Consider the following 18755-nt stretch of genomic DNA (forward strand, 5'->3'; position numbering starts at 1 on the left):
TTAACATTTACCTATTGTAACAGGTATGCGTACTTACTGAAATAAAATCCCCCCACTTTTTACAGTGAGGGGAAAACATTAATTTCTTCTATAGATACTGAAACCATATGCAGGAAGAGAGTCTGAGATGGATGACCCTAAAATAAGAGAGTAGCCTTCAGGAATATCAATCGAAAGGTCCGCACTGTTTTCACTCGCATTCAAAAGAATCCAAATACTTTCTTCTTCTGTTGAACGTTCGTATACCAATGTTTGCTCAGTAGCATTAATAAACTTTATTTCTCCATCATTCGCTAGGACCTTATGATTTTGACGAAGTGTAAGCAAGGATTGGATGTGATTAAACAGATCTAGATCTTGTTCCGTTTCATCCCATTCCATACATTTTCTGCAACCAGGATCGTTACCACCCGTCATGCCGATCTCGTCGCCATAATAGATACACGGAGTTCCTTTAAAGGTTAGCATTAATAAGAACAATAACTTCATCTTATCCTTATTCTCATCACAAAACGTTAGAACACGTTTTGTATCATGTGACCCTAAAAGATTGAACGCAGCTTCGTTAACATTTTCAGGATACATATGAAGAACAGCAGTGATCTTTTCAGCAAATACTTTTGCATCAATGGTTTCTTTTGCTACAAAATCAAGAGCCGCGTTTGTGAATGGATAGTTCATAACAGCATCGAACTGATCTCCTTGGAGCCAATTCATCGAATCATGCCAGATCTCACCTAAGATATAGGCATCTGGTTTGATAGACTTAACAGCTGTTCTGAATTCTCTCCAAAATGAATGATCCACTTCATTGGCAACATCTAATCTCCAACCGTCGATATCAAACTCTTCCACCCAATAGCGTGCAACCTTGAGCAAGTAATCTCGAACTTCAGGATTTTCAGTGTTCAGTTTCGGCATAGCTTTTTCGAAAGCAAAAGCATCATAATTAGGGCGTGGTTCAGTCTGGATCGGAAATTCTCTTAAATGGAACCAATTCTTATAAGAAGAGTTCTCTTGATTCTGAAGTACGTCTTGAAACGGTTCAAAATAGTATCCGCTATGATTAAATACAGCATCGAGCATGACTTTAATTCCGTTCTCATGACAAACTTTCACCAGTTGCTTAAACGTTTCTTTATCACCGAACTGTGGGTCGATCTCTAAATAATCGATCGTATCGTATTTGTGATTAGATTTTGCTTTGAAGATAGGTGTGAAGTAGATTCCAGTTACACCAAGTTTAACGAGGTGATCGATGTGGTCGATCACACCTTGAAAATCTCCACCAAAGAAATTATTAAATTTTGGTTCTTCACTTGCCCACGGAAGAGAACCTTCAGGATCGTTACTCGTATCTCCATTTGCAAAACGTTCAGGGAATATTTGATACCAAACCGTATCTTTCACCCAAGAAGGAGCACGGAATACATCAATGCCGTTTAAGAATGGAAAACAAAAATAATATGCCGTGTCATCAAAAGGAGCATCATTGTAGAAGCCTTTCTCTGTAAACACCAGCTTTTCATCACCGTTCTTAAGTTCGAATCCATATCGTAACCGGCGAAACGGCGGTTTTATCGCAATAAAATAGTAATCAAAATATTCATCTGTTCCTGATAGAGTCATAAGCGACCGAGACGTCTGCCAGCCATCCTTCGTCCAGTCATAAGGATCACCGTGAATTAACGTTACAGAATCGACATCACCCTTTTTTGTCCGAAGACGGATGTGAAGGGTAGTCTCGTCATAAGCATACGCATAATTGTTACCTGCTCTGTGATAGATTGCTTCTCTTAACATATTTTGATCTCCTCTCAGTTTTGGCAATAAAAATAGGGCACAACCTATAAAAACTAGGTTGTACCCCTAAGGAACGTACATTGCCTTCAACTTGTAATGGTGATAGTATAAACCGCTTTCATACATAAAATCAAGGGAAATGAAAGCGAATCCAAAAATAATTAAAAAAGTATTGTAAAAATTCAAAGCATAGGTATAATGAAATTGAGCAGGTAATGCAATCGTTTTCATAAACAGCAAAAACTTTATAAGAAGACAGAAAAACTTTTTTTTGCTAATTTGTGCAAACGTTTGTATGCTTTGATCTTTTAACAATAATAGGGGGTACGATTGATGAAAAAGTTATTAGCTTTGCCTTTAACTTTTGCTCTAGCTGCAAGTGCGTTAGCTGCTTGCGGACCGCAAGAGGATAGTTCTTCTACTGGCGGTAAGAAAGAATCGGCTGCAGACAAGCCTGAAAAATTAGTAATGTGGGAAGACCAAGAAAAAGGTGCTGGAACTAAAGATGCAATCAAAAAGTTCGAAGAGAAATACGGCATCAAAGTTGACCTAAAAGAAATTCCAATGCTAGATCAACAAGAGAAACTTCGTCTTGATGGACCTGCTAAAAAAGGACCGGATGTTATCACAACTCCGCATGACCGTATCGGGCCATTAGCGATCGAAGGTCTTATCGCTCCAATTAAAGTATCAGACGATGTAACAAAGCTTTACACTGAATCTTCAATTAACGCATTAACATATGATGGAAAGCTTTACGGCCTTCCGAAATCAACTGAAACACCTGTATTCATCTACAACAAAAAATTAATGCCTGAAGCACCTGAATCTTTTGATGATGTACTTGCATTCTCTAAAGGTGACAAAGGTGGAGCACAGTATGGCTTCTTAGCTAACTGGACTGACTTCTACTTTGCAAATGGTGTGCTTTCTGGATATGGAAGCTATGTATTCAAAGACGACAACGGAACGTTAGATGCAAAAGACCTTGGTCTTTCTAACAAAGGTGCTGTTGAAGGATTAGATTATATCACTAGCTGGTACAAAGACGGCTTATTCCCTAAAGGAATCATCGGTGAAAAAGCTGGCCCTACAATCGATGGTCTTTTCCAAGAAGGAAAAGTTGCTTCAGTAATGAACGGACCATGGTCTTTCCAAGGTTATAAAGATGCTGGAATCGATATCGGTGTTTCACCAATGCCTAAACTTCCAAACGGTGAAGATGTAAAAACGTTTATCGGTGTTAAAGGTTACAACGTAAGCCAATTCTCTCCTAACCAAGAGTGGGCTGCAAAACTTGTTGAGTTCATCACAAACGAAGAAAACGCTAAGACTCGTTTTGAGAAAACAGCAGAGATCCCTCCAATCGTATCTTTAATGGAGGACCCAATCATCGCAGACAACGAAGCTGCTAAAGCTGTAGCAGTTCAATCAGAACGTGGAGTTCCAATGCCTAACATTCCAGAAATGGCAGAAGTTTGGGCTCCGGCAGCAAACGCACTTCAATTATCTGCTACAGGTAAGTCTGAGCCAAAAGCTGCTCTAGAAAGCGCAGTTAAGACGATCGGACAAAACATTGAAGCGAACCACGGTAAAAAATAATAAGCAGTAACTGGAAAGCGGTACCCAGACGTCGCGGGTGCTGCTTTCTCTAACTATTGTGTGTGTTGGAAAGATTTCACTTTTAAATGGGTCCTAAAATCTTTCGAACAATACACAAAAGTGGGGAAAAGAAAGGGGAAACCTGTAATGACACACCGTAAGACTGCAGCTTTGCTGTCCATCATTCCAGGAATGGGGCAATTTTATAACAAGCAATTTGTTAAAGGTTTCGCATTCTTGTTTTTAGCAATTTGTTATTTTATAGCATTTCTTGATTTTCTAAATATTGGACTTTGGGGAATTGTAACACTTGGAACAGAGGTGCCCAGAGATCACTCCATCTTCTTACTGGTTAACGGCGTAATCTCTATACTTGTGGTTGGCATTGGATTAGGTTTTTACTACTTTAATATCTATGATGCTTTCCAAAACGGAAAGAAACGGGATAATGGCGTTAAACTTAACACACTAAAAGAGCAATATCACAATGTAGTAGATAAAGGGTTTCCTTATTTAATGGTTGGACCTGGATTCTTATTGTTGATCTTCGTTGTTATTTTTCCAATCATCTTTATGTTGTTGTTAGCATTTACGAACTACAACTTATACAACTCACCACCAGCAAAGCTTGTTGATTGGGTTGGTTTCAAAAACTTTATTGAGATTTTCTCACTAGACATTTGGCGTGAAACGTTTATCTCAGTATTTGCATGGACGATCATCTGGACATTTACAGCGACTACACTTCAAGTTTCTGTAGGTATTTTCTTAGCGGTTGTTTTGAACCAGAAAGAAATTAAGTTTAAAGGGATCATTCGAACACTGTTGATCTTACCTTGGGCTGTGCCCGCATTCGTATCCATCTTAATTTTCTCAGGATTGTTCAATGACACATTCGGAGCGATCAACCAATCAATCTTAGCACCACTTGGAATCGATTCCATACCGTGGATGACTGATCCGTTCTATACGAAGGTCGCTTTAATCTTTATCCAATCATGGCTCGGTTTCCCGTTCATCATGGCGATGACAACAGGTGTACTTCAGTCGATCCCTGGGGAACTTTATGAAGCTGCAACCGTGGATGGAGCATCGAACTGGGATAAATTCCGTAAGATCACACTTCCGATGGTCTTATTTACAACAGCACCAATTTTAATCACGCAATACACGTTCAACTTTAATAACTTTAACGTTATCTATCTATTTAACAACGGTGGACCTGCAGTAGCTGATCAAAATGCAGGTGGGACAGATATCTTGATCTCTTGGATCTACAACTTAACGATGACTTCAGCTCAATACAGCAAGGCTGCAGCTGTAACGGTATTATTATCGTTGATCATCGTGTCACTAGCTTTGTGGCAGTTTAGAAAGACGAAATCATTTAAGGACGAAGGAATGATTTAATATGAGTATAAAAACAGCAAGAAGAATACGATTAACTCTGTCCTATCTAGTATTATTATCAGCGATCGCAATCGTGATCTATCCAATCCTTTGGGTAATAGGTTCTTCCTTCAACCCAGGAAACACGCTATCCAGTTCTACGATCATTCCGAAAAACGCGACGCTCGCTCATTATAAAGAGCTGTTCGCTGAGACGGATTACCTGATCTGGTATTGGAATACGTTGAAGATTTGTTTTATTACAATGGTTCTTTCTGTTATCTTTATCGGCCTAACCGCTTATGCATTCTCAAGATATAAGTTCATAGGGCGTAAGAACGGATTGCTACTTTTCTTAATCTTACAGATGATTCCGCAATTCGTTGCGATTCTTGCCATCTACATCCTTGCTTACCAAGTAGGATTGCTAGATACACACTTTGCCTTAATCCTTGTTTATGTGGGTGGATTGATTCCGATGAACACATACTTGGCAAAGAACTATTACGATACGATTCCAAAAGAACTAGACGAATCTGCGCGTATTGATGGCGCTGGTCACTTTCGTATCTTTTGGCAGATCATCCTGCCGCTTTCAAAGCCAATCTTAGCGGTAATCGCACTTTTTAGTTTCATCTCACCGTTCGCTGATTTTATCTTAGCGTCTATTTTAATCAGTTCGGATGAAAAAATGACACTTGCGGTTGGTCTGTTTAACATGATTAAGAACGAGTTCGGGAACAGTTTTACACTATTTGCTGCGGGATCTGTATTAGTAGCGATTCCGATTGGTCTATTATTCTTATCACTTCAACGTTATTTTATCTCTGGCTTAACTGCTGGTGGTACAAAAGGTTAATCACAGCACCTTACTATAGGAGGAACGGCGATGGGCAAAAGAATGATATTCTTGGCTATGTCGTTTCTTCTTTTTTTATCTGTTCAAAATAAAGCGCTTGCAGAAAAAAAGGAAGAACGATCATGGAAAGACGAAACGATTTATTTTATCATGGTAGACCGGTTTAATAATGGAAACAAAGATAACGACTTTGATGTAGATCTTAATGACCTTTCAGCTTATCATGGGGGAGACTTCAAAGGGATCATGGATAAGCTTGGTTATCTTGATGATCTCGGGGTTACGGCGATATGGCTAACACCTGTGGTTAAGAACGAACCCGGAGGCTATCACGGTTATTGGACGGAGGACTTCTATGAAACCGAAGAACATTTCGGTTCAAAGGATGAGTTAAAACAGCTTGTCAAAAAAGCACATGATCGAGATATAAAAGTCATATTAGATCTTGTCGTAAATCATACAGGGTATAAACATCCTTGGTTAGAAGACAAGTCAAAAAAAGATTGGTTCCACCCAGAGATGGAAATCGGCAACTGGGATAACCAAGAAGAAGTTGAGAACGGGTGGCTCGCTGGATTGCCCGATCTGAACACAGAGAACAATGAAACACGTAAGTACTTACTCGACATGGCTGAATATTGGATCAAAGAAACAGACATAGATGGCTATCGTTTAGATACGGTAAAACATGTGCCAAAAGATTTTTGGCAAGAATTTTCAGAACGAGTGAATCAGGCTAAGCCCGGATTCTATTTAATCGGTGAAGTTTGGCATAATGATCCAAGATATATTGCTGAGTACAATAATGCAGGCATTCAATCGTTTGTAGATTATCCATTGTTTAATGAGATGGTTCGAATCTTTAGACAAAGCGGACAATCGCTTTCAGAGCTGAACGCTGTATGGGAGCGAAACAAGTTCTATTATAAAGATCCGTATACCTTAGGGAACTTCATAGATAATCATGATAACATTCGATTCGTGCGTGAAGCACTGCTGAAGCAAGAAGATCCGGAAAAGAGGCTAAAGCTCGCTCTTACTTACCTTTACTCGGCACCTGGTATTCCAATCCTCTATCAAGGAACAGAGCATATGATGGATGGAGCCAAAGATCCGGACAATCGTCGTATGATGGACTTTACTCAAAATAAGGATTTTGAAAAGTTCACTTCTAAATTAGGAAAGCTTAGACAAAAACATCCTGCACTAAGACGTGGCGATTATTCGATGATTCTTGATAAAGATGGGAAAGCCGTCTTTAAGCGAAAATATCAGGATGAAACACTTTATATCGTTTTTAACAATGATAAGAAGAAGTCTGCTATTTCTTTCACAGATAAAAGCCTTCAAAATAAAAAACTTGTGAGTCTGTTATCAGACGAAGAGATAAAGGTGAACAATACTTCTTTCGAAATGAATATGGCTGGGGAAACAGCTGATATTTATTCTGTACAAGATGCAGATACCAATTGGAAGTTCTACTTAATAGCAGCAATAATCGTACTATTGTTAAGTTCTTTCTATATTTATAAAAAAAGAAAAAAACGCACTTTATAAAAGTTGAAAAGTCTTTTAACCATTCAATTTACAAAAAAAGTCGAAAACATTAAAAGTGGAAAGGAATTAATATTTCTTTTTTCCTACGAACGCTATACAATTATTGATGGAATCAAGTAAGCGTATACACTATGCCAAATAGTCTGAAAGGAGGACTATAACATGTCAGTTACGATAAAAGACGTAGCAAAATTAGCTGATGTTGCACCCTCAACCGTTTCAAGGGTAATCGCGAATAATCCTCGAATATCTGAAAAAACAAAGCGCAAAGTGAAAGAAGCAATGGACTATCTTGGCTACCACCCAAACTTCAACGCAAGAAGTTTGGCTAACCGAAGCACTCAGGCAATCGGTCTTGTCATGCCTAGTTCTGCAGACAAAGCTTTTCAAAATCCTTTTTTTCCAGAAGTCATCAGAGGAATCAGTACCATTGCACATGAACAAGAATACGCCCTATACATGTCCACAGGTAATACAGAAGATGAAATCTTCGAAGGGGTTGTGCGAATGGTACAAGGTCGTCGAGTGGATGGCATCGTTATGTTGTATTCACGTGTAGATGACCGGATCATGTGCTACTTGCAAGAACAGAAATTTCCTTTCACAGTGATCGGAAAGCCGTTTAAAAACGCTGAAAGTATCACGCATATTGATAATGATAACTTCAAAGCTGCTCAAGAAATGACTGAATATCTCATATCGCTTGGACACGAACGAATCGGTTTTGTAGGAGGAAATTTGAATCTAGTCGTAACTATCGATCGGTTATTAGGTTATGAAAAAGCGATACGAAATGCAGGTCTGCCTTATAAAGACGAGTATATCGTTCATGAAGAGTTCTTAAAAGAAGGAGGGCAGGAAGCAGTAAAAGAGCTTCTCGCGTTGAAAGACCCACCGTCAGCACTTCTTGTTATAGATGACGTTATGTCCTTCGGTGTGTTGAGCACATTAAACGAGCTAGGAGTGAGCGTACCCGATGACATCTCGTTACTAAGTTTCAACAACGTTATGCTATCTGAACTCTCATCACCATCGCTAACATCTGTCGACATCAACATCTTTAAACTCGGTTATGAAGCCGCTAAAGGACTCTTAGAATGCATTCAATGTCCCGAAAAAGAAGCAAAGCGAGTAGTAGTACCCTTTCAGTTGATCGAAAGACAGACGTGCAGTAAGGTTAGTGGGAAGTAACGGTCAGCTTGATAAAATTAAAGCTCATTAATACTGCATAATAAAAAGCCTCAAGAAGATAAGTTCAAATCTTCTTAGAGGCTTTTTTCCTTAAGTGCTTTAATTAAAGGTAGAATCGGCTGTTTGCTTTTACAAGAAAAAAAATCTTTAAACGGGTCATCTACTTCTTTTATCCGATCCATGATTGATGTAAGTGGAAAATGTTCAGGCTTTAAGGAAGTATTCACTTCTTTCCAGTATAGAGGGGTAGCCACTAACGCATCATCGTTTCCTCTTACAGAATAAGGAGCGATAATGGTTTTCCCTTCTGCGTGCTGAATATAATCCACATAACAACGGTTGCCACGATTCTTTTTTAGTCGTTCGATCGTAAACCATTTCGGCTCACGTTCGATTAAATACTGTGCTAGAAATTCTGTGAATAGCCGTGAATCTTCAAATGTAACGGATTGTTCAGGCAATGGAATATAGATCTGCATACCCTTATTACCGCTTGTTTTGATGAATGTGGTGAGATGTAACTTGTCACAGACTTCTTTTATCAAAAGTGCAGCTTCTACCGAAAGATGAAATTCTTTACGAGAGGGAGGGTCTAAATCCATCACGATCTCTGAGGGGTGAATATTTTCAACTGTCCGGTATGGGATATGAAACTCGAAGGCAAGTTGGTTTCCTAACCAGAGCAATGTAGGTAAGTTATTACAAACGATATAATTAATCTCTTCTTCCAGAGCCGTATGTACATAGTGTGGAGCATAATCTGGACAATTCTTTTGATAGAACTTTTCTTCACTCACTCCATGAGGATACCTGATGACCGTTAAGGACCGATTCTTCAAAAAAGGCAGCATATATGGCGCTACTTGAGTCAAATAATTGATATATTCTACTTTAACAATATTGTGATCCGGCCAAAGTGGTTTGTTTGGGCTTGTTAACGTAACGATCTCGCCGTTTACATTAAGATCTATTTGTTCTTTTGAAGACTTTCCCATGTACATTCCTCCCAGCTTGTATCAAAACGAAATGAAACAAACCTTGGCTGTCTCAGATGATTTTTATAAAGTTCTAAATACGAAAGTTCTACGCAGATCGAAGGCTCTATCATTATTAGAGTTCCGTTCCTGCTCTTCATGTTTTTCTTAATGATCTGAATCAATGCTTCCTTCTCTTGAGAAGAGATGCCGTGAGAAAATAATCCTACAAATTGAACGGCATGTTCTTTCTTAACACCAACATGAAAAAATCCGTTTTCTGTATCATAACCCAATATGATAAAGGAATGGAATTTCAAGTTTTTTACTTTGATCCATTCATTTGTTCGGAGTCCTGAGATCCATTTGTTGGAAACCCTCTTCGCTACTATACCTTCACTTTGATCAACTTCAACTATATTTAAAATTTCAGCTCGGGATAAAGTAAATGGAATATAATTTAGACGGCTATCGATTGAGATTTTCTTACATGGAACATCTGCTTGTTGTAGCAAACTCTGAAGTTTTTCTTTTCTTTCCCCAAAAGATTTTTGATAAGTGTACTCATCCTCTATAGCAAGTAGATCAAATGCACAATAGGAAGAGGGGATGGTTTTAGAAGCATGTGATATTTTATCAGGTTGCTTAAGTCTGCCTCTTTTTTGTATTTGTTCAAAGTTGGCTTTATTTTCGTTTTCAAGAATACAGAGTTCTCCATCTAAAAGAAGCGGAAACAAATGTTTAACACGATGCTCGATGCTTTTTAGGTGATCTGCAATCTCAGGGAAAATACCATGCAGTGGATGACCATTTCTAGATGTCATGATCACATTCATATGATCCCAGTAAAGTAAACATCTGAACCCGTCATACTTCACTTCATATACCCACTGATCTCCTTCGGGCAATTCATTTGAAAGAGAAGGAAGCATGGGTTTTAAAAAAGATTGAATCATGAACTAGCTTTCTTCTTTGCTGTTGATTTTTTCTTTTTAGTTTTTGTTTCTGTGGAATCATTGCTTTTTTTAGAAGCAGCTTCTTTGGTCTTCTTACCTTTATCAGGGGTTTCTTTTCCTTTACTTTCATTAATAGAAGCTTGAAGTGCTTCCATTAGGTCCACAACATTAGTTCTCGGCTTTTCCTTCGCCACTTTTACTTCATCACCAGAAATTTTTGAGTTGATCAATTCGAGAACGGCTTCACGGTATTCGTCTTCATATTTTTCAGGTTCGAACGGAGCAGTTAATTGTTCGATAAGCTGTTTCGCCATCTCAACTTCTTTTTCATTGAGTGATACTTCATCTGTTAAACCAGGAACATGATCCACATTCCTTACTTCATCGGGATAAAAAATGGTTTCCAAGACTAGACCATTCTTGTACACACGAACAGCTGCTAGGTGTTCTTTTGATCGTAGTGTGAACTTGGCAAGGCCGATCTTACCGGTATCTTCCATCGCTTTTTTTAAGAGGGCAAAAGATTTTGTGCCATTCTCTCCAGGTCCTACAAAATAAGAACGATTATAAAAGATAGGATCAATTTCCTCTAACTTAATAAAATCAATGATCTCAATCGATTTATCAGATACACCTGCAAGTTCATCAAGTTCTTCTTTTTCAACCACTACGAACTTACCAGGCTCATACTCATACCCTTTAACAATTTCTTTAGAATCAACAGTCTCTTCACATACAGGGCAAATTTTTTCATACTGAACCGGACTATGACATTTCTCATGTAAATATCTCATTTTTATATCTTTATTTTCAGTTGCTGCAAACAGCTTGATTGGAATATTAACAAGACCAAAGCTGATAGCACCTTTCCACATCGTGTGCATGAAATCCATCCTTTCAAAACTCATTTAAAGATAGTTTCTCCATACGTATCAACATCATGTATATTTTTCCATAGTTTATACACATTTCGACAATGCATTGTAGAAACATGTCATTTCATTCATAATGAGAATAGAGTTTTTCAATAAAAGGGTGATAACATTGGATAGCAGTACAAACACACAATCAAATATAGAACTTGCTCAATTCTTAAGAAACCAAAGAACAAGTATTGTTGAAAAATGGCTGGAGAACGTACTGTTGCCTCAAAATGATCCTTTTTATGAAGAAGTTAAAAAGAACGGGCATCAAACGATAGTAGAATTGATCAACTTTTTAGAAACCGGTTCCCTTGAAAGACTGCAAGCATTAACGAGTAAGATCGCAAAAGAAAGAATCGAAGCGAAAGCGAACGTAGGGGATTTTGTTCATAATATCAATGTTGGCCGAAGCATCGTTTATGAACTTTTAATGTGTTCGCTGTTAAATGATCAATTAAAAGGCGATGGCGTATTAAAGATGCAACTGTATTTCGATCAGCTCGTCTTCTTGAGCGTACAGGAATATACAGCACTAAAGGATTCAATTATTGATCGGAAAAACCAGTTCATTCAAGAGATGCATCACGATCGGTTAACCATGCTCGGGCAGATTGCGGCCAGTTTTGCTCATGAGTTTCGAAATCCGCTTACTTCTGTTAAGGGCTTTATCTATCTTCTACAAAAAGAATTGAATAAGACTGACCAATCAGAGTATTATTTTGAAATCATACAAAACGAGATGCAGAGCCTCGAAGAAAAGATCACACAGTTTCTCTATTTATCAAAGATGAGGGGCTTGCAAGATAAACTTGAGAAAATCTCGTTATCAGCACTTTTAAAGGAAATGCTAAATTTTATGTATCCGCGTTTTACTGAAACGAATATCGTAACCATTTCTCAAGTCGAAAATGACGTGTTTACAGAGGGTGACAGTTCACAAGTCAAACAAGTGTTATTAAACATCCTAGTGAACGCAGTCGAAGAATTAAGTGGCTGGAATGGTGAGAGAAAGATTAAGGTTTCTCTAAAGAAAAACGAAGAGAACATGGCCGAATTATTAATCTGTAATAATGGTAATCCGATTCCTGACTATTTACTTGAAAATGTCTTCGAGCCGTTTGTTACAACAAAGTCACTCGGAACAGGGCTTGGGCTTTCGGTTTGTAAGCAGATCGTTGAAAAACATAACGGCACGATTGAAGTAAGTTCAACGAAAGACGATACTTGTTTTACGATAAGATTTCCACTCATCTAATCAAAGTAGACTGAATAAATGAAAATGAAAAAAGCGCCCTTATCTAGCATAAGGGCGCTTTTTTCGAGCGCTAAAGATGATCAGGCTTTTTTGAAAAAGGTTGCTTTCCTTTTTGTTTGCTTTCAAGTTCTGCTTCATTTTTCAGTTGATTCATGGCCTGATTATCTTCTGGCCGCTTATTATTGTCTTTCGTATTACGATGTGTCATGAAAATCCCTCCTAATTCTAACATCTGTCAGAAGAGGTCTCATTATTCATCATGTTTTAAGATACTTTTTTAGGTGTATTTAAGAAGAATAAGGCGATTGTTCCAGGTCCTGCGTGAGCCCCGATCGCACAACCGATCATCGTAACTAATATGTTTTTGTTTCCGGTTTCTTCAATAATCAGTTCTTTTAAAGCTTTTGCTGTTTCCGTATCATCAGCATGACTGATTCCAATCGTGATGTCATCAAGAGATGAAGCTCTTTCTTTCATGATTTCTACCATGCGTCCGAGAACTTTTTTCTTTCCGCGCAGTTTCTCAAGTGGAAACAGTTTTCCATCTTCCATATGAAGAACAGGCTTGATTTTTAAGAGTGTCCCCATGACAGCGGCCGTTTTACTTACTCTGCCACCGCGCAATAAATATTCAAGGTCATCAACGGTAAAAATATGTTCAAGGTGCTTCTGATAGTGTTGAAGGGTGTGTAGAATCTCATCAAAAGATTTTCCTTCCTTCGCTTCTTTAGCTGCTTCATAGACCATTAGACCATATCCTAATGATGCAGATTGACTATCAAAAACTTCTATTTGAGCGTTTGGATATTCTTCAAGTACTTCATTCTTCATAAGTACAGCTGTCTGATAAGTCCCACTTATTCCAGAGGATAGAGTGATATAGATGGCAGGTTGTCCATTTCTTGCACATGAAGTTAAGGTTTCTTTGATGATCGATGGAGGAACTTGCGCTGTTTTAGGAACGGCGCCTTCCTTCATATATGTATATAGCTGTTTTGGTTCGATATTAGATCGATCTAAATACTCTTCATCATTAACCTGAACGATTAAAGGCAACATGATAATCTCGTATTCATCCAATAATTGTTTGGGTAGATCAGATCCTGTATCGGTTATTATCGTAGTCATTATTGTTCACCTGCTTGGCTTTTTTCTCTAGTTTAACTTGTGATGGAATGAAAAGGCAATGATCATGTTTGAAAAATAGCTCTTATGACTATTGACGCGGGGTATCTTTATCTGTTAAAAATGAATCTTGGATTAATGAAAAAGGAGGGACTCTCACTTATGACAGAACGTTTTCGCTTAAATGATCTAGGGATAACTGAACTTAAAAAAATATTTTTTATAATCGTAGGAGCCCTGCTTAATGCCGTCTCACTTAACATGTTCTTAATACCGGCAAAGGTTTATGCGAGTGGATTTACTGGCGTTTCTCAGCTGATCTCTTCATTGCTCGTTAATACGGCTTTTCCAATCAGTACTGGTATTTTGTACTTATTATTTAATATTCCTGTTACGATTTTAGGCTGGCTAAAAGTAGGAAAGTCGTTTACGATATATAGCTTCTTAAGTGTTATTATGATCACGGCGTTTCTTGAAATCATACCTATCACAGTTGTTTCTTCAGATATACTCTTGAATGCGGTATTCGGTGGTGTACTCGCAGCATTAGGTGTTGGAGTGACGTTGAAGTATGGAGCATCAACAGGAGGACTTGATATTATCGCCATGATCTTATCAAGAATGAAGAACAAACCGATCGGTGGTTATTTCTTTATCCTCAATGGATTGATCATACTTGCAGCAGGTTTCCTTTTCGGATGGGAGAAGGCGTTATATACTCTTGTTGCTCTATATGTATCATCACGTGTTATCGACGCTGTACATACGCGTCACGAAAAGTTAACAGCGATGATTGTTACGAAGAAGGGGAATGAAATCCAAGAAGCGATTCACGGGAAAATGGTTCGTGGTATTACAATTGTACCTGCAAAAGGCGCATTCTCTAAGCAAGACAAAGAGATGCTCATCATCGTAATCACTCGCTATGAACTGTATGACCTAGAGCAAGTACTTAAAGAGGTAGATCCGAATGCCTTCACAAATATCGTACACACAACAGGCATTTACGGCTTCTTCAGAAACGACTAAGGGGTCTGACCCCACACAATTACAAAACCGTCATTTTTGTACACCCGGTATGGACAAGGTCCATACCGGGTGTTTTTTTAGAATGTTTTCAATAAAATCACCATATAAAGGTAAAAATGAAAGTGAGGTGAGTATTAACATGAGGTCAATTAAAATTACCGTTGTAGTCTTTCTAACGGTTTGTACGTTTCTATTCTTCATGTCGGCGTGCGGCAAAGAACAGGCTAAACCTAATGGTAAAAAAGGCGAAGTTTCTTCTCAGTTAAATCCGGTTTTATCCATCCAACAAAGAAATGATGGGATTTATGTTCTCGCAGTTCTAGAGAATCATAGCAACCATACGGTAACGTTATCTTTCAATAGTTCCAAGATGTTTGATGTCGCTATTACGGATTCTTCGAAAAAAGAAGTATTTAGGCATTCTAAAGGAGTGAACTATGAGAAAAAACAAGAGGATGTACATATTAATGCAGGCGCAAGTCACATTTGGAAAACTAAGTGGAAGCTTTCAGCTGCGAACAAAAAAGCAGGGATCTATCGAGTGAACGCAACCTTTCTCCCTGATGAAATATCACCAGGATCATTGAGGACTGAGAGTCTATCAGTAGAGGAAGTGCTTACTCTTCAAGGGGGATCTGAGGAAACGAAGAATAATTCTTTTCGAAATATATACTTTTCAGGAAAAGACGGTACTTACAAAGTTTCAGGAGAGGCAAGAGTGTTTGAAGGCTCCTTTGTCTACTCCGTTTCTGATGGCCATAACATTTTTATTGAAAAGAACGAACAAATCGTGGAAGGCGGACCCGATTGGGCTCCATTTTCATTCGAAGTCCATATAAAAAAAGAAGATCTGCCTATAAACGGTACACTCATGCTAGAACTGTTTTACTATAGTCCAAAAAACGGAGAAAAATCAGATACACTGGCAGTGCCGCTTCAGTCATTTAAATAGAATCACCAACAAAAAAACCAGCCTTATCGTAAAGGCTGGTGTAAAACACTTAAGCGTTCTCTTCTAACGCTTTTTGAATCTCTGGCATCAATTCGTTCCAATCACTGTCGTTTGTTTTATTGACTGTAATAAAGTTCTCAAAACCAAAAATGGATTCTACGCCATCAATCGATAGCAATGCTTTAGCAAGAGGGGAGTCTGAATCATCACCGACACGTGCAGAAAGTCTTCCTTCTAAAAATTTCTCTGAACCATCAAATTTAATTGCGTTAGGGTTCGGTGTTGGTTGGATCGAAAATTCTACTGCCATTACGAACACTCCTTCAAATAATAGTATTTAGTATCAAAAATGAAATGCATATCTTTTAGAGATGATATCATGGAAATCCAATGAATTGTACAGATGCTTCGTAACGGAGTTATTGATCCCTGTTTCAAGTTCAATGGATTTGATCCCATCTCTCTCAGCCCAATAGATCAAGTGTAGCAAAAGTTTACGGGCAATTCCTCTGTTTCGATGCTCCTCATGAACATAAAGCTCATTTAACCAAAGGTAAGGTCCACCAATCCGAAGACTTACTCCTAAGTTAAAAAAGGCAAGTCCAATCACGGAGTTTTCTTCTTCTGCAATGATGATTCCGCTTTTATCTGGGTTTTCAAGCGCCATCTTAATACCAGCAAACGTTCTGGATTTCTCTTCTGGCTCACCGTCCATCGTACGCTGCTGTAAGAATAAATGGGCAATTTCTTCAATGATATGAGTTTCAGCTTCATTCGTTACACGATATATTTTCATACAATGCCCCCAAAATTACTCTAAAACATAAGATATCTTCTTCACATCTCACATTATAACAAAAATAATGATGGTTTGACGTTTGATAAATGGTAATTTCTTTCGAATAGTCTAATTAGAGACATTCAAACAGAGGAGATGAGTAAGAAATGAAGACTCTTGTTTGTTTTGGAGACAGCATCACTTCAAAAGAAAAGAGTAAAGATGGCTCACTTAGGTTGACCTCTCGCTTAAGACAAGAATTAACCGAATGGGTAGTAATGAATGCTGGAATACCTGCAGAAACGACGAGAGCTGCACTTGTAAGGCTGCAAGATGACGTTCTAAGGCATCATCCTGATTTTGTTACGATACTTTTTGGAGCCAACGACTCAAGCGATCATAGACTTATTCCATTAAAAGAATACGAAAAGAACCTAACCTATATGGTGAATAAAATTGGAGCAGATAAAGTCATCTTAATCAGCCCAGCTCCTGTGTTTGAAGACCAACAGAAAGCACGGACGAACAATAGGATGAAACAATATGCACAAACCGTTAAAAAAGTGGCGAAACACGAGGGGACATCTTATATACCATTGTTTGAAACTTTGGTGGAAAAGAACATTCAAAAATACGTTATAGATGATGGTCTTCATTTTAATAAATATGGATATGAAGAACTAAGTGAACTTGTAATAAGAAAGATTAAAACATTGACTGCCATCACATTTCCAAAAAAACAGCTTTCTCCGTGATAAGAGAAAGCTGTTTCTTCATTCTAATTAGTTGAGGCGATCAGGATTCTCTTCCAATAAGCTCTGTGCGTCTTCTAAACTTAAGCCGGTGGCTTGAGTAAAAGATTGAGGCTGTCCTGACTCTGAGTGCTGCTGGTTTTCTGCAGGCTCAGAATTCACATGAGACGAAACATCAGAGTGGCTATCCAATTCTTTTTGGAATTCAGCCAACTGTGCTCGCTCTGCATCAGAAGAATTGGCCATTGCAGAAGAAAGAGCATTCTGTGCTACTTCTTTATCATGACTAGAAAGTTCAGCATGATTGGCATGTTCACTGTTAGAAATTTGGTTATTTAATTCATGTGTTGAATGTTGGACCTTTCCTACAGCTTGTTGAACGGCATTTCTCGCGATTTGAAATAATCTGTTTGCCATCGTTATATGCCTCCTAATGAATTTCTTTCTTCTTTTTCATTTTTGCGATCTTGTTGCTCATCTTTACTGAAAGCCATTGTGGTTTCCTGACTCACCATATCTGCACCTTGCTTGATGGAACGTTTAGATCGACTTTTTTTACTCATTGGAATTCCTCCTTTTCTCCCGTACGTTTAGTTTCTACCGTAAGAAGTACAATATGTAGCTAGAAGCTTTAAACGTATTGAAAAAGAAATGGAAAAAAGATCTCCTGCTGCCACTCAGCTGAAGATCTTTATCTGACTAAACCAGTTTTAAAATATTTTTTAAGTAATGAGCAATACCTTCTTCTTCATTTGTAAGGGTCACATAATTTGCACGTGCTTTAAGCTCGTCAATAGCATTTCCCATCGCAACCCCATGACCGGCATATTCAATCATTTCAAAGTCGTTGTCTTCATCTCCAAAAGCTACAATTCGTTCTTGTGGGATCTGGTAGTATTCAGCAATCTTTTTAAGACCTGAAGCCTTGCTGATACCTGAACGAATGACCTCAATGATGTTCCATGGAGCTGCCCAAACTCTCTGATCAACAACTTCAGCATGTTCTTTTTGAAGCATCGCTCTTAACTCTGAAATATGATGGTCTTCTGGATGAACTAAAATAGCCGTTGGGTCATCTTTTAAGGTTTTATGAAGATCACCAATCTGAAGAGGGTTTTCATTCATTATGAAAGTATTAACGATAACTTCATCCGGCTTTTTTAAATATACATCATCAAGAACCTCGACCATGATATTCTTAACTTTAAACGTCTCACACGCTGAAATGATTCGTTTTGCAACGTCCAGTTCAAGTGGAGAATGGTGAATACCGAAATTTGAGTCATGTGGATGATGAACAAAAGCTCCGTTAAAATTCACAATCGGAGTGTTAAGTTCTAACTCCTCATAATACATGTTTGATGAGCGAAAAGGACGCCCCGTTGATATACAAACATGATGACCAAGATCAATCAGTTTAAAGAGTAAATCTTTTGTCTTTCTAGGTATTTTCTTCTCATCATTTAATAAAGTTCCATCAAGATCTAATGCGATTAAGTAAGGTTGTGTCACGAAAGTACCTGCCTTTTTTAGGATGCTTATTTAAAGTGTATTATTTTACTTACAAAAAGTCTATTCCCACAGGGCGTCTTTCATGAAAAAGAAACATG

Annotated in this window: 20 protein-coding genes; 9 read left to right on the top strand and 11 right to left on the bottom strand. The window is 38.2% G+C overall.

Translation table 11 applies throughout. The features are described from left to right. Nucleotides 1-78 precede the first annotated feature (78 nt). Entirely contained in the window at nt 79-1803 is a 1725-nt protein-coding gene (locus ABE65_RS07275) for a glycoside hydrolase family 13 protein (RefSeq protein ID WP_066393019.1), read from the bottom strand. A 333-nt stretch (nt 1804-2136) separates the two neighbouring features. On the opposite strand from ABE65_RS07275, the gene ABE65_RS07280 reads away from it, so the two are divergent. From ABE65_RS07280 to ABE65_RS07300, 5 genes are all read left to right on the top strand, one after another. Then, nucleotides 2137-3405 carry an extracellular solute-binding protein gene (locus ABE65_RS07280; protein ID WP_066393021.1) on the top strand — a complete coding sequence of 423 codons (1269 nt, stop codon included), beginning with the start codon at nt 2137-2139 and terminating at the stop codon, nt 3403-3405. Nucleotides 3406-3552: 147 nt separating this feature from the next. After that, nucleotides 3553-4815 (top strand): carbohydrate ABC transporter permease, encoded by a 1263-nt coding sequence (locus ABE65_RS07285; RefSeq protein ID WP_066393023.1) that lies wholly within the window; start codon nt 3553-3555, stop codon nt 4813-4815. Nucleotide 4816: 1 nt separating this feature from the next. Next, entirely contained in the window at nt 4817-5653 is an 837-nt protein-coding gene (locus ABE65_RS07290) for a sugar ABC transporter permease (RefSeq protein WP_066393025.1), read from the top strand. Nucleotides 5654-5683: 30 nt separating this feature from the next. Continuing rightward, the gene (locus tag ABE65_RS07295) at nt 5684-7210 is read left to right on the top strand and encodes an alpha-amylase family glycosyl hydrolase (protein WP_066393027.1); all 1527 of its coding nucleotides are present in this window, start codon (nt 5684-5686) and stop codon (nt 7208-7210) included. A gap of 162 nt (nt 7211-7372) precedes the next feature. Then, a complete protein-coding gene (locus ABE65_RS07300) occupies nt 7373-8401 on the top strand; it encodes a LacI family DNA-binding transcriptional regulator (protein WP_066393028.1) in 1029 nt (342 codons plus the stop codon). A gap of 74 nt (nt 8402-8475) precedes the next feature. On the opposite strand, the gene ligD (ABE65_RS22195) is transcribed toward ABE65_RS07300, so the two are convergent. Genes ligD (ABE65_RS22195) through ABE65_RS07310 form a run of 3 tightly spaced genes read right to left on the bottom strand, consistent with a single transcriptional unit; the run spans nt 8476 to nt 11215 of the window. Beyond that, nucleotides 8476-9396, bottom strand: a complete 921-nt coding sequence (ligD, locus tag ABE65_RS22195; RefSeq protein WP_231887868.1) for a non-homologous end-joining DNA ligase — start codon at nt 9394-9396, stop codon at nt 8476-8478. After that, a complete protein-coding gene (gene ligD / locus ABE65_RS22200) occupies nt 9369-10331 on the bottom strand; it encodes a non-homologous end-joining DNA ligase (RefSeq protein WP_231887869.1) in 963 nt (320 codons plus the stop codon). Before ligD (ABE65_RS22200) ends, ligD (ABE65_RS22195) begins: the two co-directional genes overlap by 28 nt. Continuing rightward, entirely contained in the window at nt 10328-11215 is an 888-nt protein-coding gene (locus tag ABE65_RS07310; protein WP_066393030.1) for a non-homologous end joining protein Ku, read from the bottom strand. The genes ligD (ABE65_RS22200) and ABE65_RS07310 overlap by 4 nt, the downstream gene beginning before the upstream one ends. Nucleotides 11216-11375: 160 nt before the next feature. On the opposite strand from ABE65_RS07310, the gene ABE65_RS07315 reads away from it, so the two are divergent. After that, a complete protein-coding gene (locus ABE65_RS07315) occupies nt 11376-12509 on the top strand; it encodes a histidine kinase N-terminal domain-containing protein (RefSeq protein WP_066393033.1) in 1134 nt (377 codons plus the stop codon). Between the two features lie 70 nt (nt 12510-12579). On the opposite strand, the gene ABE65_RS22030 is transcribed toward ABE65_RS07315, so the two are convergent. Together ABE65_RS22030 and ABE65_RS07320 are read right to left on the bottom strand one after the other, a co-directional pair. Next, on the bottom strand, nt 12580-12717 hold the full coding sequence (locus ABE65_RS22030; protein ID WP_194270839.1) for a hypothetical protein: 138 nt from the start codon (nt 12715-12717) through the stop codon (nt 12580-12582). A 56-nt stretch (nt 12718-12773) separates the two neighbouring features. Then, nucleotides 12774-13637 carry a DegV family protein gene (locus ABE65_RS07320; protein ID WP_066393036.1) on the bottom strand — a complete coding sequence of 288 codons (864 nt, stop codon included), beginning with the start codon at nt 13635-13637 and terminating at the stop codon, nt 12774-12776. 159 nt (nt 13638-13796) lie between these two features. Between ABE65_RS07320 and ABE65_RS07325 the strand changes: the two genes are divergently transcribed. Next, nucleotides 13797-14663 carry a YitT family protein gene (locus ABE65_RS07325; protein ID WP_066393038.1) on the top strand — a complete coding sequence of 289 codons (867 nt, stop codon included), beginning with the start codon at nt 13797-13799 and terminating at the stop codon, nt 14661-14663. 139 nt (nt 14664-14802) lie between these two features. Beyond that, complete coding sequence (locus ABE65_RS07330; RefSeq protein ID WP_066393040.1) at nt 14803-15615, top strand: BsuPI-related putative proteinase inhibitor; 813 nt, start codon at nt 14803-14805, stop codon at nt 15613-15615. Nucleotides 15616-15664: 49 nt separating this feature from the next. Here the strand turns inward: ABE65_RS07330 and ABE65_RS07335 are convergent, their stop codons facing one another. Next, entirely contained in the window at nt 15665-15925 is a 261-nt protein-coding gene (locus ABE65_RS07335; RefSeq protein WP_066393044.1) for a NifU N-terminal domain-containing protein, read from the bottom strand. Nucleotides 15926-15958: 33 nt separating this feature from the next. Further along, nucleotides 15959-16411, bottom strand: a complete 453-nt coding sequence (locus ABE65_RS07340) for a GNAT family N-acetyltransferase (protein WP_066393046.1) — start codon at nt 16409-16411, stop codon at nt 15959-15961. Between the two features lie 149 nt (nt 16412-16560). Here ABE65_RS07340 and ABE65_RS07345 point away from each other — a divergent pair, with 149 nt between their 5' ends. Continuing rightward, nucleotides 16561-17148, top strand: a complete 588-nt coding sequence (locus ABE65_RS07345; RefSeq protein WP_066393048.1) for a GDSL-type esterase/lipase family protein — start codon at nt 16561-16563, stop codon at nt 17146-17148. A 27-nt stretch (nt 17149-17175) separates the two neighbouring features. Here the strand turns inward: ABE65_RS07345 and ABE65_RS22410 are convergent, their stop codons facing one another. From ABE65_RS22410 to ABE65_RS07355, 3 genes are all read right to left on the bottom strand, one after another. After that, nucleotides 17176-17562 (bottom strand): DUF3813 domain-containing protein, encoded by a 387-nt coding sequence (locus tag ABE65_RS22410; protein WP_066393051.1) that lies wholly within the window; start codon nt 17560-17562, stop codon nt 17176-17178. A 2-nt stretch (nt 17563-17564) separates the two neighbouring features. After that, nucleotides 17565-17708, bottom strand: a complete 144-nt coding sequence (locus tag ABE65_RS21830; protein WP_153238691.1) for a hypothetical protein — start codon at nt 17706-17708, stop codon at nt 17565-17567. 136 nt (nt 17709-17844) lie between these two features. Then, a complete protein-coding gene (locus ABE65_RS07355; RefSeq protein ID WP_066393054.1) occupies nt 17845-18657 on the bottom strand; it encodes a Cof-type HAD-IIB family hydrolase in 813 nt (270 codons plus the stop codon). Nucleotides 18658-18755: the final 98 nt, after the last annotated feature.

The sequence above is a fragment of the Fictibacillus phosphorivorans genome (assembly GCF_001629705.1).
Lineage (GTDB): Bacteria > Bacillota > Bacilli > Bacillales > Fictibacillaceae > Fictibacillus > Fictibacillus phosphorivorans_A.